At 38.8% G+C, this 20,478-nt stretch carries 18 protein-coding genes; 11 read left to right on the top strand and 7 right to left on the bottom strand.

Annotated elements, in window-relative coordinates; genetic code table 11:
- Positions 1–50 precede the first annotated feature (50 nt).
- Positions 51–332 (top strand): hypothetical protein, encoded by a 282-nt coding sequence (locus tag V7L07_RS22235; protein WP_292841226.1) that lies wholly within the window; start codon positions 51–53, stop codon positions 330–332.
- 24 nt (positions 333–356) lie between these two features.
- Here the strand turns inward: V7L07_RS22235 and V7L07_RS22230 are convergent, their stop codons facing one another.
- A complete protein-coding gene (locus V7L07_RS22230) occupies positions 357–923 on the bottom strand; it encodes a Uma2 family endonuclease (protein WP_335061053.1) in 567 nt (188 codons plus the stop codon).
- A 148-nt stretch (positions 924–1,071) separates the two neighbouring features.
- Here V7L07_RS22230 and V7L07_RS22225 point away from each other — a divergent pair, with 148 nt between their 5' ends.
- The 5 genes from V7L07_RS22225 (at position 1,072) to V7L07_RS22205 (ending at position 6,773) form a co-directional block, all read left to right on the top strand.
- The gene (locus V7L07_RS22225; RefSeq protein ID WP_335061052.1) at positions 1,072–1,476 is read left to right on the top strand and encodes a type II toxin-antitoxin system RelE/ParE family toxin; all 405 of its coding nucleotides are present in this window, start codon (positions 1,072–1,074) and stop codon (positions 1,474–1,476) included.
- The gene (locus V7L07_RS22220) at positions 1,476–2,180 is read left to right on the top strand and encodes a helix-turn-helix domain-containing protein (RefSeq protein WP_335061051.1); all 705 of its coding nucleotides are present in this window, start codon (positions 1,476–1,478) and stop codon (positions 2,178–2,180) included. Before V7L07_RS22225 ends, V7L07_RS22220 begins: the two co-directional genes overlap by 1 nt.
- A 134-nt stretch (positions 2,181–2,314) precedes the next feature.
- Positions 2,315–3,010: a hypothetical protein gene (locus V7L07_RS22215; protein WP_335061099.1), complete on the top strand. Its 696-nt coding sequence runs from the start codon at positions 2,315–2,317 to the stop codon at positions 3,008–3,010.
- Between the two features lie 64 nt (positions 3,011–3,074).
- Positions 3,075–3,551, top strand: coding sequence for a hypothetical protein (locus V7L07_RS22210; RefSeq protein ID WP_335061050.1), 477 nt, complete (start codon positions 3,075–3,077; stop codon positions 3,549–3,551).
- Between the two features lie 6 nt (positions 3,552–3,557).
- Positions 3,558–6,773, top strand: coding sequence for a CHAT domain-containing protein (locus V7L07_RS22205; RefSeq protein ID WP_335061049.1), 3,216 nt, complete (start codon positions 3,558–3,560; stop codon positions 6,771–6,773).
- Between the two features lie 200 nt (positions 6,774–6,973).
- Here the strand turns inward: V7L07_RS22205 and V7L07_RS22200 are convergent, their stop codons facing one another.
- Positions 6,974–7,570, bottom strand: a complete 597-nt coding sequence (locus V7L07_RS22200; protein ID WP_334765746.1) for a glyoxalase-like domain protein — start codon at positions 7,568–7,570, stop codon at positions 6,974–6,976.
- Between the two features lie 196 nt (positions 7,571–7,766).
- Between V7L07_RS22200 and V7L07_RS22195 the strand changes: the two genes are divergently transcribed.
- The gene (locus V7L07_RS22195; RefSeq protein WP_179066496.1) at positions 7,767–8,390 is read left to right on the top strand and encodes a sigma-70 family RNA polymerase sigma factor; all 624 of its coding nucleotides are present in this window, start codon (positions 7,767–7,769) and stop codon (positions 8,388–8,390) included.
- A gap of 103 nt (positions 8,391–8,493) precedes the next feature.
- Positions 8,494–9,576 (top strand): tetratricopeptide repeat protein, encoded by a 1,083-nt coding sequence (locus V7L07_RS22190; RefSeq protein ID WP_335061048.1) that lies wholly within the window; start codon positions 8,494–8,496, stop codon positions 9,574–9,576.
- 273 nt (positions 9,577–9,849) lie between these two features.
- On the opposite strand, the gene V7L07_RS22185 is transcribed toward V7L07_RS22190, so the two are convergent.
- The 3 genes from V7L07_RS22185 to V7L07_RS22175 form a co-directional block, all read right to left on the bottom strand.
- On the bottom strand, positions 9,850–10,557 hold the full coding sequence (locus V7L07_RS22185; protein WP_335061047.1) for a hypothetical protein: 708 nt from the start codon (positions 10,555–10,557) through the stop codon (positions 9,850–9,852).
- 305 nt (positions 10,558–10,862) lie between these two features.
- A complete protein-coding gene (locus V7L07_RS22180) occupies positions 10,863–11,351 on the bottom strand; it encodes a DUF2267 domain-containing protein (RefSeq protein WP_335061046.1) in 489 nt (162 codons plus the stop codon).
- 205 nt (positions 11,352–11,556) lie between these two features.
- Positions 11,557–13,011 carry a sensor histidine kinase gene (locus tag V7L07_RS22175; RefSeq protein ID WP_335061045.1) on the bottom strand — a complete coding sequence of 485 codons (1,455 nt, stop codon included), beginning with the start codon at positions 13,009–13,011 and terminating at the stop codon, positions 11,557–11,559.
- 482 nt (positions 13,012–13,493) lie between these two features.
- Here V7L07_RS22175 and V7L07_RS22170 point away from each other — a divergent pair, with 482 nt between their 5' ends.
- A complete protein-coding gene (locus V7L07_RS22170) occupies positions 13,494–17,024 on the top strand; it encodes a hypothetical protein (RefSeq protein ID WP_335061044.1) in 3,531 nt (1,176 codons plus the stop codon).
- Positions 17,025–17,148: 124 nt separating this feature from the next.
- Here the strand turns inward: V7L07_RS22170 and V7L07_RS22165 are convergent, their stop codons facing one another.
- Positions 17,149–17,580, bottom strand: a complete 432-nt coding sequence (locus V7L07_RS22165; protein WP_335061043.1) for a hypothetical protein — start codon at positions 17,578–17,580, stop codon at positions 17,149–17,151.
- Between the two features lie 482 nt (positions 17,581–18,062).
- Positions 18,063–18,707, bottom strand: coding sequence for an ATP phosphoribosyltransferase (gene hisG / locus V7L07_RS22160; protein ID WP_335061042.1), 645 nt, complete (start codon positions 18,705–18,707; stop codon positions 18,063–18,065).
- A 76-nt stretch (positions 18,708–18,783) separates the two neighbouring features.
- On the opposite strand from hisG, the gene rppA reads away from it, so the two are divergent.
- Entirely contained in the window at positions 18,784–19,482 is a 699-nt protein-coding gene (gene rppA / locus V7L07_RS22155; protein ID WP_335061041.1) for a two-component system response regulator RppA, read from the top strand.
- A gap of 238 nt (positions 19,483–19,720) precedes the next feature.
- The gene (locus tag V7L07_RS22150) at positions 19,721–20,353 is read left to right on the top strand and encodes a Uma2 family endonuclease (protein WP_335061040.1); all 633 of its coding nucleotides are present in this window, start codon (positions 19,721–19,723) and stop codon (positions 20,351–20,353) included.
- Positions 20,354–20,478: the final 125 nt, after the last annotated feature.

Genomic DNA, 20,478 nt, shown 5'->3' with positions numbered 1-20,478 from the left:
ATGTTTTTTTATTTGAAGGACTTTTTTCTTCCTAAACGAAGCTCATCTCCATGCAGTCCGAAGTCTATTACTTGGTGCGCTCAAAAACTGACGGTAATTATCTTATAGCTCGTCCTGATGCCGAAACGTCGGGTTATTTATTGCTGTTTCAGGAAAACTTTGACGCCCTTAGCTATCTCAACACCCATGCAGCAGAAGTGGCAAATCGCTTTGCAGTAGAATCTATTGCGCGTACACAGTTGGGAAACTTGCTCAAACGCTGGGGTTTTAGCGGTGTGGGTATTGTGACTGACCCGTTATTGCCCAAAGTTGAGTTTTTACAGCACAGTTAACTAATTCGTAATTCGTAATTTTTATTAATTAAATAATTGTGCGATCGCACAAGTAAAATCAGGTAATATGGGTGAACTCAATTCATCACCATTGAATAACGTAGCAGCTAACTTTAAACTCGCTTGTTCGCGTCGATATACTTCCACTTGTTGCTTGCGCCAATCTACAATCCAATATTCTCTGACACCTCGTGATGAGTAGAGCTTAAGTTTTAGTTCTCTGTCCCGCTTTTCGTTTTCACTACCAGCAGATAGCACCTCTACAACCAATTCTGGCGCACCTGTCAAATGTCCTGCCTCGTCTAAAAGTAAAGGCAATCTCTCATTGCTAGCCCAGACAACATCGGGAATAACATTATCATTGTCGCCAAAAATTATTCCTGGAGCAGGTACAACCTGTCCCAAAGAAGTAGCTTGTGACCAAATATCCAATGGAGTCATAATTCTGACACAAGTTTTTTGATGATTCCAGTGAGGCGCTTTAGTCACAAACAATTCACCGTCAATAATTTCATAGCGATTCCCGTTATCTGGAAACAACTCTAAATCGGCGGTAGTCCAGCGCACTCTCTCAGATATCGGCTGGTTCATAAATCATCTTTGTTAGGGGATTTACCTAATTTTAGCCTGGGTGGAAATGGAACATTTTAGTTGCACTCCCGTAATCTATATGATATTCCTTGTAAGGAATAATAGGATTGACATTCCTTATAAGGAATATTATACTCTGAGGTAGGAAGTGAATTGGACTTGGGAACTTTATCAAGATGTCAATGGGGAAATCCCCAAAGATTTGCTTGCTTTTTTCATTAGGATGATTCCTGAACAGGAGCAACCAGAAAATCCACCAAAGCCATTACTGAGTCTTTCCGAAACCAGGCGTTTGCAAGTTAACCTGGGCTACCTGTGTAATAAAGGACTCGCATCACTCACCAGTGGCATCTTTGAGAAACTCGAAGATGACCTGTATGAGTTACGCATGACTAAGAGCGAACATAATCCAAGGTTTATATTAACGGCTGCGACTCCTCAACGGTTTGTAGTGCTGCACGCCTTTATGAAGAAATACGACAACGCTATCAAAGAGAGAGACAAAGAGCCTGCAAGAGTAAGATTACGTGAATTGCAGCAGAGGGAAAATTGATGAAAAAACCTAATTTTCAAGCTTGGTTGCAGGAGAAGGTAAGCGACGAGCCAGAAGTGATTTTGGCGGGAAAGTTAGAGTATCTGCGCTTATATCTTACCGATGCTATGCGGGAAATACGTAATAAAGCAGGATTGACTCAGGCACAGCTAGCCCAAAAACTGGGAGTAAAGCAAGCGGCTGTGTCCAAGTTGGAGTCGGCGTTAAAGGAACATGAGTTGGAATCTGTGTTGCACTATTTACATACCTTGGGTGCAGATTTACTGGTAGCCGTCAAACAAGGAGATGACTTATATCAAGCTAGTGATAACGAAGGTGTTTTGCTGGTAGATGTACCAGATGTAGTTTTCCAAAAAGCATTGGCGGCAAACATGAGCGTCCGGGAATATGTGCGTGTCGCTGTTGAGAAGTTTTCTGGCGAGGATGATGGACTGAAAACAGCTTTGGTAAAACTACTTGAAAGTGACGATTTGGTAGCTGTGAAAGTAAGAGCGCGGTTAGGTTCAAGGACAATCCAAGAAGTTGCTGTAGAGTTGGAAAAATGTTTGAGTCTATCTGAAGAAGATAAGATTTTTGCTGTGAAAAGTGTTTTGGCTGCTAATGTGGCGTGTGGAGAAAGTAATCGTGGAAGTAGTAATGAAGTTGATGAAATTGAGTTGTTAGATTTAGCTGAAGAATTGCTAGAAAAGTTGGCAGATATTTAGGATGATACAGACTACAGTCTACCTTGGTGCAACATCTCTAATCTAAAGATAGAGAGTTTTCCATTTATCATTTAGACTGATAAAATAATTTTAAAATTTTGGCAACCTACTTCAGATTTGAGGTTTATCATTATTTGCAAGCCAAAGAAATTAAAACACAATTAAGATTACTAATAGAAAAAGCATCTGTCATAGATCCTGGTTTAGCGAAAAGGTTAGAAGAGATCAATCGCTGGGTGAAAGATGTCAAACCGGGTTCGCTGACTGCGAAAAGATTTGTCATTCTGTTTTTGCAACAAATGCTCCAAGATGCTGAAGTTTGGCTGAGACTTAAATCATTACCATCTGAAGAAGAGCAGCAATCAGCGTTAAGAGTACTGAATCCAACTTTAAAATATTGGTATGGCTACTTGTTTCCTAAATGGTTGAGTGAAAACGACCCTAAATTTTATATCTGGAGACGAAAACTGATGGCGGGGGAGTTCAATCAGGACGATGCCAAATTAATTGGCTCTATTGCTAATAATATTAAAAGTTCTGGTGGGACAACTGTACTACGCTATGTTGCAGACCTGTCTATGGCAACTGATATAATTGTTAGCAGTACGCAAGAGAGTCCACTATGTATTCAACTCACTAGCGTCTCAGAAGAATTTTCTCAAGAAAAGTTTGATGATTGGGAAAATACACTAATTTTTTGGGCAATAGATAGAGGATTATTTTTAAGTTACAATCCCCGTGCAACTGATTTTGTGAATCAGATAGTCAACATATTATTATCTAACAGCGATAATCTCAGTAGAGGTAGTTATTTAAAATTTAATTTATAGTTGTCGGTCAGTTTTATTTACTGGATTTGTATAGCTACGTTATTACTTAACAAAGTGAGTCCTTATGGTTCAGGAAAAACAATCTGACCGTCAACAGAGATTAGACAACTTTTTACAAGCTGTAGAAGCGGCTCAAAAAGTGCAGGATGACATCATGAAGTATGGGCTTGAAGCTGCCCATTTATATTGTGATGATGTTGATGGAGATTGGCTAGAAACATGGGGAGAAGACGAAAATAGGCAGCAAAGTTTTGTAGAATTAGTGACTAATTTCCTCCAAAGTGATGACTTAGTAGCGGTGAGAGTAAGAAAGCAGCTAAAAGATAAATCGCTCCAAGGAATTGCTGTTGAGTTGGAAAGATGTTTGAGACTATCGAAAGAAGAAGAGCGGATTTTTGGTGTTAAAAATGTATTAGTGGGTAGTGTGGCAGTTGGAGAAAGTAATTGTGGAACTAGTGATGAATTTGATGAAATTGAGTTGTTGGATTTAGCTGAAGAATTGCTAGATAAATTATCAGAAATATTTGACCAAAATATCTAAATAAATATGAACAAGGGATTTAGGAATTCTAAAATAAAAGAAGCTAGACAAAACCGCAGCACTGAGTTTTATTTTTTTCTAAAAGAGGTATCTCAAGCAAGCTTTCATAACGCTCATAGACCTGATTTGGTATACCCATTTTTAGAAGCAAATTTAGATAAATTAAATTATGAATTTATTAAATGGCTTCAAGAATGGATGCCACATAATTTGTGTAAATTAAATTTAAAAAATGCAATAAGTATAGCATTAACAGCTTGCTGTTTTAGCGATATTATTTATAAGTTTCCACTTGGTAATAAAGCAGTAAATTTAGAAATAGCTGTTATTATTTACGAAATTAGTGCTGACTTTATAATTAATCAGAAAGTGCCTTTAGCAAAAAATATATGGGCACAAATACAATGCAATCTTGCTGTAGTCTATAGTCGCCGGATACACGGATATAAACACGAAAATATAGAAAAAGCGATATCATCTTGCCATGAAGCTTTAAAACTAATCAAGCGTGAAGATATGCCCGAAATGTGGGCAACAATCAAAAATAATTTGGCGCGAGCTTACTTTGAGCGTATTTATGGAGAGAAAGCTGATAACTTAGAACAGGCAATTAGCTTTTTAAAGGCGGCTTTACAAATTCACACACGCGAATTATTTCCTAAAGACTGGGCAAAACTACAACATAATTTGGGAGAAAGTTATTTTCAAAGAGTTAAGGGTGATAAAGCAGAAAATTTAGACATAGCTTTAGTGTATCTTAGTTCAGCTTTGGAAGTTAACACAAAAGAGGCTTTTCCTCAATCATGGGCTAATAGTCTAAACACTCTAGGTTCTGTGTTGATTGAACGAATTCGAGGCGATCGCGCAGAAAATTTAGAAAAGGCGATCGCTTACTTTCAAGCAGCCTTGGAAGTCCGCACCCGTGAGGCTTTACCTGATGATTGGGCGCAGACAACAATGAATCTAGCAAACGCCTACCGTGAAAAAATTGAAGTAAACCAAATTTTCAATTTGGAAATAACTATTAAAACTTACACAGATGCTTTGCAGGTTTATACAAAAGAGACATTTCCTAGTGAATGGGCTATGACCCAAAACAATTTGGGAATAGCATATTTAAAGCCACCATACATCTACTATCGGGAAAATCAGGAAAGAGCGATCGCAGCTTTTGAATCAGCTTTGCAAATCTACAGTCAAGAGACGTTTCCTATGGATTGGGCAATGGCTCAAAAAAATTTGGGTATTGTTTACAGCCAAAGGTTAATAGGTAACAAAGCAGAAAATTTGGATAGAGCAATAAAATATTATGAAGCAGCCTTCCAAGTTTTTACCCGTGATAGTTTTCCCGAATATTGGGCAAAAAACCAAAGTAATCTGGCCATTGCCTACACACATTTAGGAAAGATTGATAAAGCGATCGCTTGTTGTCGGTTTGCCCTAGAAATCTTTACAGCTACAGCCTTTCCTTCACAGTGCTTAACAGCTTCTAACCAACTAGGTGAAATTGCTACAAATGCAAAGCGTTGGTTAGAAGCTATCGAAGGATATAGTCTAGCCATTGAAGCAGTCGAAATCAGTCGTACCTGGGCAAAATCTGAATCACGCCGTCAAGAGATTTTAGAAGAAGCTATTGATGTTTATCAAAAAATGGTGCAAGCTTGCATCAACGCTGGACAAATAGAAAAAGCTTTTGAATATTCAGAGCGATCGCGTTCCAAACGCCTGGTAGATTTAATGGCAAGCTACAACCTGTCTCAAGGCGAAGAAATTCCCCCAAAAGTTCAAGAATTATTGCAGCAGTATGAAGAACTGCAACGGCAAATTGACCAAGAACGCCAAAGCCATAAATCTGAAAATAACCGTAGTGAAACACGCGCTGCTTGGGAAGCTTATAATGAAGCGATCGCCACTCTAGAAGCCCAAAAACAACAAGTTTGGGAAAATCTCAGACGCGAAGATCCCGTATTAGCTGACGAAATTCAAGTTAACCCCCTCAGCTTGTCAGAAATTCAAAAGCTAATTGACCAACCCAATACAGCTATCCTCAGTTTCTACACTACCAACAGCGACACCTATATTTTTGTCGTCCAGCAAAACCAGATTACTCTCCACACCTGCACAGGACAAGGCTTAAATACATTGCAAGGATGGATTGAGCAGAATTGGTTATTGCCTTATAGGGATGAACCCAAAAAATGGGAAACTCAAATTAATAGTATTCTCCGCGAATTAGCTGAACGCCTGCAAATATCTGAACTCATATCGAAACATCTTCAAGGAATAGAAGAATTAATTTTAGTCCCTCACCTGTTACTACATCAGATTCCCTTTGCTGCTTTGCCTACAGGAGAATATCAGGAATATTTAGGAGATAAATTTCTCATTCGTTATACCCCAAGCTGCCAAATTTTAGAATTTTGTCAACAACGTGATATTGTAGGGACATTTAATGAAATATCTCTACAATATGGAACTGTGGAAGATGCGGAAGATAACCTTCCCTGTGCAAGATTTGAAGGCGAACAACTCGCCAAAATGTATAACATTCCACCAGAAAATAGATTAATTGGCAGTAGTCAAGCTACCTCCAAAAACTATCGACAATTAGCACAAAAAGTGCAAGTACTTCATTCCTGCCACCATGCCCAATCTCGCCTCGATAATCCTTTAGAATCACAGTTAAAATTAGCTGATGGTAGCATCACCTTGGGGCAGTTGATGACACCAAGCTGGCGTTTACCTCAACTTGTAGAAGTGTTTCTGTCTTGCTGCGAAACTAATTTGGGTACTCCTTCCTTAACTGACGATATTCTTACTCTCTCCACAGGCTTTTTATGTGCTGGTGCTAGAAGCGTTGTTAGTACTTTATGGTCAGTCAATGATTTAGCCACAGCATTATTTTCCATCTTTTATTATCAGCAGCGACAAGAAGGTAGAAACCGTCCTGAAGCATTACATAAAGCGCAAATTCAGCTACGAGAATTTACAAAAGTAGACCTAAATAAAATATTTCAGGAAGTAGAAGTAAGGGAAAAAGCACTGATAGTAAATAGAAAAAAATATCCTTCAGATTCTATCGAATATCAACAATGGAAGCTTGAATATAATATGTATACTAAATTGAACAGACGAATTAAAGAAATTGAAAACTCTACTCAGCAATTTCCTTTTTCAGATCCTCATTTCTGGGCTGCTTTTATTTGCAACGGGTTACGGTGATAACAATGTTACAGGTGATCGGTGAGAGTACTACTAGTTTTGCTCATCAACCTGATTTAGATTTGGTAGGAATTCAGAATTTAAGGTCAATCTAAAATCTAAAATTGAGTGACCTGTTATATAAAAAAAGATTGGGTGGAGCGATGCCTACGGCGGCAAGCTACGCCAAACCCAACCTCAAATAATCTAAAATCTCAGAACTAATTCGCTACCTCAGCCACCTCTATAACCCGCCCTTCATAGTCCTTGACTAAAAAGTTCAGGGGTTTCTGGTTACGAATCTTCAATTTCAAACCGCGCGTTTCGACTCGCATTAAAATCATTTCCAGGCAGTCGTGGTCAAAACAAACGTGGCGTTGCTGGTTTTTGCTACCTAAGCTTGCGCCAGTAATAACGTGTAGCTGGGTGTTTTTCTTCAATTGATACCACAGCCCATCGTTGGCGTTATTCATCATTTTACCAGACAAGCTCGGCCCAGTAGACATATATAGCGGATCAATGCCAGTTGCGCCTATAGTTTGTTCGTAGTTGTAGTAGTAGTGCAATGGCACTTCAGCTGCCGGTAAATCTAGCAGCCCTTCATACAACTGTCGGGCAATTTCCAAATCTGACACCATTACAGTATGTACTTTTGGCGCACTGGTGAGAAACATCCACATGGCTCCAGCGTAAGCTGCTAGCAGCATTACCATAATGCCTTGGGTGGAAAATAGGCTATCCAAGGGCAGGGAAGGCAGAAAGGAGCCTAAAGTAAGGGGACTGACCAGGAACGATATCACACTAGCTGCTATAACCATGAACAAATAAGGATTCTATAAGGTAGTTGATTTTATGACTGTCAATTAAGACTAAAATTAAGTCCTTGTTTCTAGTTTATCAATACTCAAGTAGTCTGAGTCTCATCTAAAAACTGAACGACACCAAGATATTATGCGATTAACTAGGGGAGTGCAATTCCCAAAACTATTTTAACAATTATCAATCGCAAGGCTCATGCAAATTCCTCATTTTACGGAAGCTAATCACCCGCTAGTGAAGTCGCTATTCCATCACAGTGACCATGAACTACTGACTCTGTTTCAGCGCTATCCAGATGCCGGAAAGTACTTTACGGTAATTTTTTGTCGCTATAGTCCCATAGTCTATACCTTAATTCGGCATTCGGCGCGATCGCCTGTGCAAGCAGATTATCTGTTTGCCCTCACCTGGCGACATATCTATTACGAACTCGGTGGACTCAAATTAACTGACTCTGAATCTGGCGAGGAAGCCTTAACCATGCAAAATTGGTTAATTAATATGACAGCTTTCTGTATTAACGAGATTAAATTACCACCCACAGAAGCAATTCATTATTCTCTGCAAGCGACTTCGCCACCGCTATGGTGCTATGTAGAACAGGCGTTAGACCAACTACCACCTATTTTACGATTAATCGTGTTAATGTCTCAAACTTTCCACTGGAGCGAAACTAGAATCGCTGCCTATCTCCAAGCCGAAGGAGAAGCGATCGCTCCTAGTGTTGTAGCCAATTTTCTTCAGGAAGGCTATCGTATGCTAGAGGACAAATTACCCGCAGATATCCGCGCTATCTACTTTGGGGAAGATTTCGCTTAATCATAGCTTAAGTATAAATGCGTATACTGAATGTCTTCAATTTAAAAACTTAAAACTTCTTCTTAGACCTTCTACTTAAACCCGAAATTTACGGGCAATTTTTATGAAACAACAGCTTGTATTTTCCTGGCAAAAGGTAGGCTTAATTTGTGTAGATACTGTTTCTCGTCCCCAGGTACTTTTACACAGCTTTTTACTGTTTACTTTTTTGCTGAGTCCTGTAGCTGCGAGTGTGGTTGATATTACGCAACAACTCCATCGACCTTTAAATAGTTCTGTTGGGCGACAATCAAGAGATGAAGCAGATAGTTTGCTACGTATCGGTAAACAACAATACACTTCAGGATATGCCGACAAAACAGTTGCTTCTTGTTTGCGGGCACTAGAACTATATCACTCAATTGGCGATCTGAAAGCACAAGGTCTGACGTACAATTTGCTTGCCAAGGCTTATATCCAGCTTGGTAGTTCAAAAGAGGCTGAAGATGCTTTAAGAAGAGGATTAGCGATCGCTCGTGATACTAAAGACTTCCAGGCTCAAATTTTTGCGCTGAATAATATCGGTACATTTCTGCTGCAACAAGGCGAATCTGCTACTGCTGGTAAAACAGTTGAAGATGCACTCGCAATTGCTCATAGTGTGAAAAATATTGAAGGTGAAGGACTATCTTTGAGTAATTTGGGTTTGGTAACTGCCAGGTTGGGAGATTACAACAAGGCGATTAAGCTTTACGAAAATGCTTTAACTTTCCGCCGTCAAACTGGTGATGCCATCGGTGAAGCAAATACCCTGAATAATTTAGGTGATGCCTATTTAGCATCGGGAAATTATCAAGATACTATTGCTACTTATGGTGAAGCAATGCGGATAGCTAAAACTAACCGCGATCGCACTAATGAATTACGAGCAATTGACGGTTTAGTTACGGCTCACACTGCTGTCGGACGTTACGAACGCGCCTTTGACTTACTAGAGCAACGTTTAGCACTTGCTAAAGAATTGCAAAATTTGCGAGAAGAATTAAAATCTTTTGAATCTTATGCTCAGTTGTATAAGCAACAAGGCAATTACTTAACTGCCCGTAATTTTTACGAAAGGGCGATTACACTGGCACGGACATTGGAAGACAGCAGGCAAGAAGTACAATTGCAGGATCAGCTAACTAAAATGCTTCAGCAGAAATAGCGGTACGACACCGGAAATCTTTTGCATCGTTGGAAGTAAGGGCAATACCCTGCGGTACGTGAGTTCGACAAGTCTTATTTGACCTCTCCCCCAGCCCCTCTCCGACACGGAGAGGGGAGCAAAAAGCTTAATTTTTCGTTGCTCCTCCCTTTCCGTTTCGGAGAGGGAGGTTGGGAGGGAGAGGTTCATCGAACTCACGTTGCGGGAAGCCGCTCCGCGTCTACATGAATTGCCCCTACTTTTTTGCGTAATTTAACCTACGCATTGCTCCTACTAATTCAAGAACACTGAGCCGTTTCGTTCAATTCTCATCGCACTTCTACCCTGTGTGGCATTGGTGGCTTCCTTAAATGTCACTTCCAAGCTTCCTGGTTCTGAAGAACCTTGTGGAGTCACTATTAACTGTCCGCCATCTTCTCGTTCAAATGTCACTGTTACTGGTGCTTTAAGATTTTGCAGCGTTACATCTGACTTACCTTGTAGCGATCGCGGTGCTGTATCGCCAATCACTTGGAAAGTTACATTAGCCGCAGTCTCATTTACCAACCTGACATTAACCATACCATTAGTGAGTGCGATCGTCGCACTAGGGGTTTGTCGTGGTTGTAGTTGTTGATCGGTAGAAATCGCCCCTGGTGAAAGCTGTTGAGTTTGATCGCCAGGGTTTGGGCGTGGTAGCCTGACACCTGGTTCTGGAGTGCCCACACCCAATCTTGTTTGCTCTTGTGATGAGGTAGCAGGCACACGAAGAAGCCCTTGAGCGGCTAGTCTTTCTGTTAGCGCGTTGGGAGGACATCCCTGTGGTACTACAACCTGATTATTGTGTGGTTCTTCGTAAAAAATACGAGGACAAGGGTTAATTTTGGGAATAGATTCTTGTGCTAATACTTGAGGAATTGCTGGCAGACTCATCAGTAATCCTCCACAAATAGCACCAAATAACTCAGCGGACTTGCGAAAATTTTGAGACTTCATATTCATCATTGACTCCTAGAAAAACATCCAAATTATCTTTTTTAATATTTGCCAAACAGCATACTTAAATTATTATATTTAAGCTGTCTTTGTGTTCGTGTTCAAGATCATTCTAATAAGTGATTCTATTTTTTGTATCTAACTGTAGACATGAAAATTATCTAAGCTTCGATATAATTTTTCATTCATAAGAGTGAAAATTCTCAATCATTAGTGAGAAATTATGCAAGTAACCAAAAAATAAGGAGTTATGAATTTAAAACAATTCATAACTCATATCCAAGAATTTTAGCTATAATAGTTTAATAGCTTTAAGCTTCTTCCCAAATCTGGCGAACTTTATCAGGCAGCCAGCTAGCAATTTCCTGAATTCGTTCTGACGATAATTCGTCTTTAGTAGCAGAAAACACTGCCTTAACTACCTGCTCGCGTTCTACATTGGGTGGCATTCCCCCTTCATTTGCCACTCTAAATAAGAAGCGATCGCTATTAATTTTAAAGATACCAGGGCCTTGCCAAGGTGGACGTACCCGACTTAAAAATCCGACAATTGGATTTGTATCGTGCCACAGGTCTGAAATATCAATTTGCAGCGATTTATCATCGGTTATTTCGGCCGGTTTTTGCAGTTCACCTTCAACTCGATCAGCTGCTTCTGTAGTCATCAGATCGCGCATCACCCGAAATACTACTTCGGTGATGTCCCTAGCATCGTAAATGTCTGGCAAACCACTTTCAGCCTTGACTTTTTCCAAAAATGGTATATCTTTTTCTTTTATATCGCTGGAAGAAGTTGCCATTTAAACCCCTAAAGTATTCTTCATAGATGCATATTTGCCAAAATAAAGTAGCAGTATGTATAACTACGCCAGCAAATAAAGAAGAGTAGAAATATCAAACTGTAGCAATTAAATAAATGGCTAAATTTTGCAACTGTTTTATGTACAGTATTAAATTTATTTACTTTTCTACATCTATCACAGGAAACAGAAATTTCTGATCAAATTAAGACTCAAGAGTTATTGGTAAAGTGATAGTAAAGGTAGTGCCAATACCTTGGGTACTTTCAACTTGAATATGACCCTGGTGATGTTCGACAATAGCTTGAGCGATCGCTAATCCCAATCCTGAACCAGTAGCGCTAGCTGTAGCTGTATTCCCAGTCCGATGAGTACGTGCCGGATCTACTCGATAAAAACGGTCAAATAACCGTGGTAGTGCTTCCGCTGGAATTCCAACTCCGGTATCACTCACCTTAACTTGCAACTGGGCACTAGTATTACGTAGTCCAGAAACGCGATTTATTCCTTCTATCCGCGCCAATTCCACTTTCACCCGTCCACCTGCTGGAGTGTAATGCAAGGCGTTAGCAATTAAATTTGTGAACAGCCGCACCAATTGATCCCAATTGCCCACAAGGGTAAACCAATTTTCCAGTAATTCTGGACTAGTTTCAGAGGCAGGAGGATCAACTAAGTCTAGAGAAAGGGCGATTTCTTTTTCAGGGACTAACAATTGTTGTTCTTCAACCACCTCCATCAGCAAAGCATCCAGCGGAGAAGGTGAAAAAGTATCTTTGCTAATACCACTATCCTGCCGTGCTAGGAAGAGTAAGTCATTGACTAGCTTACCCAAACGCTGCGTTAACCGTTCCACCACCTTTAACTGTTGCCGATACAGCAAAGAAGTAGTCGTTTCTATCTCTGCTAAATCCAAGTCAGCAAGAGCAACTTGCACATTAGTTTGAATCAAAGTAATAGGACTTCTAAGTTCGTGGGAAGCATCAGCAGTAAATTGTTTGAGGCGTTGATAAGACTCGCCGACAGGTTCCATCGCTTTACCCGAAAGAAACCAACCACTTGCACCTACCGAAAGCACCATTAACCCAATACCTAGCGCCAAATCAAAAATTAACTGACGACTGGGTTTAGTGACTTCAAACCAGGGATGACTAACACGCAGATATCCTAATACTTGCCGTCTCACTTCCACCCGTTGTGTGACTTGTCGTAATAAGAGTGGGGAGTGGGAAGTTAACAATTTGGAATTTTCATTCCCTCCCTTGAATACACGCACAGTTTCACCAGTACGGTTAGCACGAATGGGAATATTTAGGGGTTCAGATAGCGTTGACCAAAGTAATTTACCAGTAGGACTAAACCATTCTAGGTCGATGTGGTCATCTTCTACGGTATCAGTATTGTCACGAAGACTGGCTTCTACATTAATCCGAAACTTATCTGCATCAGCATCAATTGGCTCAAATATCAACGTAGACGCACAACGGCTAGTTGTAAGACAACGCTCCACTATTTCTACTACATGATTAAGGGTATCATCAATCCGCTCAATCAATGTACTGCGAACGTATAAATAAACACCGCTAGCAAACAGTAATAGTAATACAGCAGTAACAGCAGTGTACCAAATTGCAAGACGGCGGCGAGTAGCCTGAAACATATTTTTCACCTAATTTTTTGACTGAATATCTACATTACGTGTTTATACGGCTAAAAAATAGCTCACTTTTATCGTTCTGGTGATTTTGCTGAGGTGTAATTTTTGTTAAAGAATTACACTCTTGTTGCAGTAAATTTGCTTAATCCTCTTTTATTCTTTACAGACAGGATAAAAAATTGGTTTTCTTAGGCTATTTATAGCGAATTAGCCGAAATGATTGTTGAATAAATTTAAACAAATCAACAACAATCTAAGTTTAAAAAATTAAATTATTACTAGTTTCTAATAATTACAAGCTTATTTTTGTAGTTAAGAAAACTATGGGGTGCTGTTCATTAATTTGAATTCATTCCAATTTTTATTGTTGATCTATCAAGCAGTATATTGATATGGTGATAATTCGTAAAACATCAACCTCAAGGGTTCTAAGAATCTCTGTAAAGAGATTGAGTAAAAATCTAAGACTAATTGCAACTTGCTTTTTGTCTTCAACAATTTTGTTCAAAATCATCCTAGTACAATTTTCTGCGATCGCCTTAGAGATTGATGGTCAAAATAAGATTGCATTGACTGTAAAAAATAAGCCAAATACTATTGATGATAATTCTTTAAAATTTGAAAAATTAGATAAGGATCAAAGTCAATCTCTATTAAAACAAACTTTAAAAAATCCTAACTCTAATTTATATAAAACTAAAGAGCTATCCAAATTTACCAGAATTGATTTAATTAGGGAAAATAATGCAGCTGCTACTAATAAGAGTTTCCTGAAATCGGTTGAAGGAGACATGAGGAGCAAATCATCTGGGGATTCGATCCCGGATGATTTGGCAGTCCTGAAAGAGAGTCCAGTGGGGGTCTTAAACCCTTGCCTTCTCTGGTCGCAGCAGGAGACAAATAACACAGAATTAGCGAGTTCCCTTACCTCCTGCCCGACGCTCGCGGACTCGCTAACGCTGCGCTATCTGCCTCCTGTTCTCCTCGACAAATTAGACAGTTTACAAAGTCAAGACTTATTAAAACCAACTTTAAAAGCTTCCAACTCTAACTTAGATAAAACTAAAGAGTTATCCAAACTTACTGAAATCGATTTAATTGGAGAAAATAATCCAACTCATATTAATCAGAGTTTGCTAAAATCGGATAAATTAGATAGTTTGCAAACTCAAGACTTATTAAAACCAACTTTAAAATCTCCCAATTCTAACTTAGATAAAACTAAAGAGTTATCCAAACTTACTGAAATCGATTTAATTGGAGACAATAATCCAACCAATAGTAGTAATAGTTTGCTAAAGTCGGATAAATTAGATAGTTTACAAAGTCAATCACCATTACAACAAACTTTAAAGATTCCTAACTCTAACGTAGATAAAACTAAACAGTTATCCCAATTTACTATAGCCGATATTATTCCAATTGAACAATATAAAGTAGAGCCTCCTAAACCATCTGATGAAGGTGAAGAAGAAACTAAACCAAATACAACTAAACCACATACATCAACACAACAAATACTAATAGAAAAACTACGTAGTTCCAAAAAACAACAACAAGTAAAACAAAAACAAATAATTATTGATGCTCTCACATTTAGTGCCAATAAATATCCTTGGATTGTTAACCCAACAGATAATCTTACTTTTTCAACAGAATTATTTAAGCCAAATGAAGATGAAAATTATATAGATACGGATATAAGTGTAAGATTTTCTGGAGATAATCAGATTATTAATAAATTTACTTATGCTAAATTCCCTAAGGCTGACCAATTTTATTGGGTTCTCGATAATAATAGAATAGTAGTTGAAACTAAAGGTTCCCAAGTAGGTATTATCTCTCAAGGAAGACAAACCAATACTTATATCACCCAAAATGTGACCTCCCAGCAGGCATTTTGGGGATTGCAAACCCTGTTCGCCATACCTACAGATTTTCAAAATTTAGCTGGAGATGTTAGTACTGATAATTTTTCTATAATTTCTATAGCAGGAGAATTGGTAAATCCTGAAGGTATACCTGCTGGCAGAGTTATTATTAATAGTGGGATTGATACAAACAACCCTAATGTCACGGTTCTCAAAAATCCTACTCCAAATCTTGGTATTGCCTCTACTTTAAGTGTGAGTGGTGGGCAAGCTTTATTTCAAGCTTTAGATGCTATTAATGCTCCCAAAATTCTGCAAGGCTTTCCAACAACGAATATACAACCTTTACTGGATGATGGAAATGTCCAACTTAAAATAGGTGAAGTTATTCCTAATAGCGCCCTCGAAGCTGCTGGCATCTCCTGGGGAAATATTCTGACGGGAGAAGGCTTTGGTTTTACTGCTCCTGTCTCTTCTTTTCCAGGTATTAAGGTTGCTCAACTTGGAAAATTTGATAACTTTGATTTGTTAAATGTAGCAGTCAATCCTTTTCTCTCTCAATCCGAGAAAGACTTTCATTATCTCAACTCTTTACAATGGCTATCTTTAGGAAGAAGACAACCTGTATTTCAGACACTATCTCAAACTCAAGAAACTTCTGATTGGCACAGACTTTATGTTAGCCATCCTCATAATCGTAGCTTAATTCAATATGACCCAGTTGCAATTAAAGCTACTTATACAAATGTTTTCTCTGCTCCAGGATTATCTCTAACAGCTAAATTCAGCGATACTAGTATTGATGCTATTCAATCAGTCAATTCTACATTAGGCTTGCTATTAGGTGGAGTTTTTGAAGCTATTAAAATAGATAATATTCAACATGGTCTAGAAGAAGCTAGACAGAAATTTAAGAATGGAGAAGGTTTTACTCCTCTAAATACACCTGCTACAGCCGACCAAAGAAGACAAATTAATAATAGGCTAAATCGTACTTTATCTTATGCTAATGCATCGAGTGGACTAGAGCAAGTATCTGGAACTTATACACTTCCCAGTCAAGTCACTCCTAATAACTCCAGCATCTTGCAAGTAAGAACGGGAAACTATAAACGAGCCGTTCAGTTTCTTGAAAGAAATATCACTATTTTAAATGAAGGTGATACGTTTTTTTCCGATCTCAGGCTTTCTAATAAAACATTTGGCCCTCTAACTTACATTGGTATCCCAATTCCTTTAAATGATACTTCCATCAATCCTATTAATGAATCCTCTGCGGCAGAAGTAATTTTGACAAACTCCCAAGGGCAACAATTTGTACAAAAATTTAATTCAGCAGATACCACATTAGTACCGCTCCAGGTGCGAGCAGCTGATTTAGCATTCGATTATATGGAACTCACTAGAGTTGACAAAATAGGTGTTAGTTTTAATAGTTTTAACGGTTATCTATCTTTACCGACAGTTGAGTTATTAGCAGCGGGTTCTTCTGGAAATTTTAACTATAGTGCCAATTTAGGAACGTGGTTTAATGTAGATGCCAACTCAGCACCAGGCGTTTCCAATAATAATTTAGGGATAGAAGAACCAACTTTTGGTATTTATACTAATATACTCCTCAACTATATTAAAACTGATGTCCTGTTAAATTCAGACAAAAAGCCTGTAGCTATTAATACTCACGTACCATATTTGAGATTTAATTGGAATAGTGCCTCTAATAAAAATAATCCTTTCTCTACTTATTTAAGTTATTTATATCAGCATCAAGAAAGAAATTTCGGTTTCTCTTTAGCTCCTGGTGTAGCTTTTATTGAAAATAATAGTAATGGTGAATTTTTAGGTCTTTTTAATGGTGAATTTAGTACTAGTCATGGTTTAAATCTAAAGACAAACCTAGAAATGGGCAAAGAATGTTTCTTTGAATTTCAAGGCTTACAAAGATTTAGTAAAAATATTTCTGCTGGTGTTTATCTAAAAAATTATAGTGTTAACAATATTGGTTTGAACAGCCGAGTTTCTGGCTTCAACTATGGAATTATTTTGAGGCACAATTTCCCAGATAATAGTGTATTTATAGAAACTCAAATTGGTACAGGCGAAAATGGTTTTGACCTTAAGCTTCAAGGTGGTTATCGATTTTAATAGTATTAATGTAACTCACCAAAATAGAGACGTTACAATCCAACGTCTCTAAAACATTAAATAAAAATATTACTGACTTATTTAATAAGTCGGTAATCTAAGCCTTTTAATTTGTAAGTCCTGTCTAATCTAAAGCACCCAAAGCATTATTACCAGCGCCGGCTCGGATTATAGCTGTCATATCTTCAATTGAAGCACCATTATTTAATAAATTAGCCGTCGTATCAATAAACGAGTTTGGGCTAGAGACTGTGGTAGTTTTCACTACTCCTGGAGTTATAGTTAGAGTAGTTATGGTTTCGTCATTTCCGCCTATTATCCCTCCATAAGTAGGTGTAATTTTTACACCTCCGTCAAAGTAAGAGCCAGAAGGTAAAGTTACCTCGCCACTGACACTGAGAAATGCACCGGAAGGTTTAATAATACTAACAGCACCACGAGCAGTAGCTTGTTGTGCATTTACTGGCGCTGCTAAAAAATTTCCTACACTCACTAACCCAAATAGGCAGATACTTCCCCTAAGTATTATGGATAATTTGTTAGAGAAACTATTCATGTTTTATAAACCCTCATGCTTTTTGGTTTAAGCTCATTCCCAGATTTTGCTTGGGAATGCAGATTCAACCTCTACTAGCAAAAGTAGAGGCGTAATCTTTTTTTAATTTCTTTTTACAGATAAAAATATATGACCCTTGCTGTGAGCATTTTGTTAAGAATGGACATTTTTTGAGTGCGTATTCTTACGCAATTGCTCTAACTATTCTTCGGTGAGTGTTTCAGGGTTTATATTGATATCACAAAGCTGTGTAAAGGGATGATGAGGAGTTGCGGTAATTCACCAATGCTTTGACTCCATTTGCTGAGGGGTTAAAGAAAAAATTTTAGGTTGGGTGGAGGCTTTGCGTAACCTAACATATATCAGGATGTTGGGTTGCGCTCCGCTCCACCCAACCTACGTCTAATGCACTATTTTAAGCTTGCCACGCTAGTAGTGTTAGCGATCGCAATGGTCTGTAGAAGCTTCATTACAAATTGGTGTTAAACCTCCACCAAAACTTCTTTGCGTAGCTTGGCAATCACATCATTTAGATTACCCGTGTTCAGGCGATAACTCAAAGGATGGGCAATCAATCGCGCTGTGCTTTCATACAGAGTAGCGATTTCAATTAAACCATTTTCGCGCAAAGTTCGCCCTGTCGAAACTAAATCCACGATCGCTTCTGACATACCAGTAATTGGGCCTAGTTCTACTGAACCATACAATGGCACTATTTCCACAGGCAAATCGAGACTATGGAAATATTCACGAGCGCAATTCACATATTTTGAAGCAACTCTACCATGCGGCGGTAAATCTAAAGGCGATGTATAAGAACTGGATGCTTTTACCGCCACCGACATCCGACAATGACCAAACTGCAAATCTACCAAGTGGGCAACTTGCGGCTGCTTCTCTCGCAGCACATCGTAACCGACAATCCCCAGTTGTGCCTGACCATATTCCACATAGACAGGTACATCCTGCGCGCGAACCAGTAAAGCTTTGGCAATTCCTTTTGTGTCAGGAATTTGAAGTTGGCGAGTTCCTGAATCTAAAAAAGCACTAAAATCTAATCCCACTCCTTGTAGCAAGCGGATGCTATTTTTAAGTAGTTCCCCTTTTGGCAATGCAACAGTCAGCATTCTTTTTCTTAGTATCCTTGGCGTTCCGACAGTTGAATAATATTGAGAATATCTCTATATGCTTACCACAAGCAGCATGAGAATTTTATTAGTTGATGATGAAATTGAACTAACTCAACCCTTGAGTCGCTTGTTAACTCGTGAGGGTTACGCTGTAGATGCCGCTTATGATGGGACATCTGGCAGCGAACTGGCACAAGCAGGCAGTTATGACCTACTGATTTTAGATTGGATGCTGCCAGGAAAAACCGGGTTAGAGATTTGTCAGGAATTGCGACGCCAAAGCAAAACCACTCCCGTGCTGTTTCTCACAGCTAAAGATACTCTTGATGACCGCGTTGAAGGTTTAGATGCTGGTGCGGACGACTATTTAGTTAAGCCTTTTGAACTGCGAGAGTTATTAGCCAGAGTCCGCGCTTTATTGCGTCGTTCCGGTTCCCAAATCTATGAGACTACCACTGGACGACTAACTGTCGCTGATTTAGAACTCGATTGTGACAATCAAGTAGCCTATCGTCAGGGACGGATAATTGAGCTATCGCAGAAAGAAAGCCAGTTGTTGCAATACTTTATGGAACACACTGGACAATTGTTAACTCATGCTCAGATTATGCAAAATTTGTGGCAAGAGGAAGAACAACCCAGTAGCAATGTGATAGCGGCATTAATTCGCTTGCTGCGGCGTAAGATTGAGGTGGGTAAAGAAACTACGCTGATTCACACAGTTTATGGTAAGGGCTATCGTTTTGGTGCTTCATCTGTGGAGTCAGTTTAGCGAAGAAATTTTTGTATACTGGGCACTGCTTAGTATAGACCTCTTGCATAAATCAAAAATAAAGAACCCCACCCCGCATTTGCTGACGCAAACGCTCCCCTCCCCTTGGTAAGGGGAGGGGTTGGGGGTGGGTGTTAGGGACTTTTGCAAGAGGTTTTATTTGCTTAAACCCTAATTTTTATGTTATGGATAGTACCCAAAAAACGGTAATTTGATTTTTACTAGGAGAGAAAAAATAATGGTCATCAGCCTGAAAGAACTTTTAGACGACCCAAAGCTTACAGATATTGATGATCCAGAGGAAAAATTTATCACTAGTGGGGTAAGCTGGCAAATGTATGAAGCTTTACTAGCCAAACTAGAAGATAATTCTCATTACCGTGTCACCTATTTGGATGAAATCTTAGAAATTGTGTCGCCGTCTATAAGACATGAAAATATCAAAAAACGTTTGGCTATTTTGATAGAACGCTATCTCTATTTAAAGCGAATTCGATTCAACCCAATGGGGAGTTCCACAATTAAAAAACAACTCAAGCAAGCTGGGGTTGAACCAGATGAATGTTACTCGCTTTACGAGCAGAAAAATATTCCAGATTTAGCTATTGAGGTGAACATCACCAGTGGAAGTATTGATAAATTAGAAATTTATCGCCGTTTAGGAGTTGCTGAAGTTTGGATTTGGCAATTCAATCGACTCAGGCTTTACCACTTACGGGAAGAAACACCGTCTGAGTTTTTAGAGACTTACGGCTATGAACAAATTACGTCAAGTGAATTATTGCTGGAACTAAATATTGATTTATTAGAAAAATGCATTCAGATTTCAGATGAGATTCAAGCCATTGATGAATTTGAACAAGGTGCGTAAGTTTGGTAAAATTGCGCGTAGACGTAGACATCGCTATTTGCGATCGCTTTACAATAGCCTCATTATTCCATTTTTGGAGGGAAAGACATAACTCTAAAAGTTGACGCACAAGCAAGCATCAAAAC

Source organism: Nostoc sp. (assembly GCF_036916985.1).
Classification (GTDB): Bacteria; Cyanobacteriota; Cyanobacteriia; order Cyanobacteriales; family Nostocaceae; genus Nostoc.
Note: the sequence above shows the minus strand (reverse complement) of the source record. Positions and strands in the feature narration are given on the sequence as shown.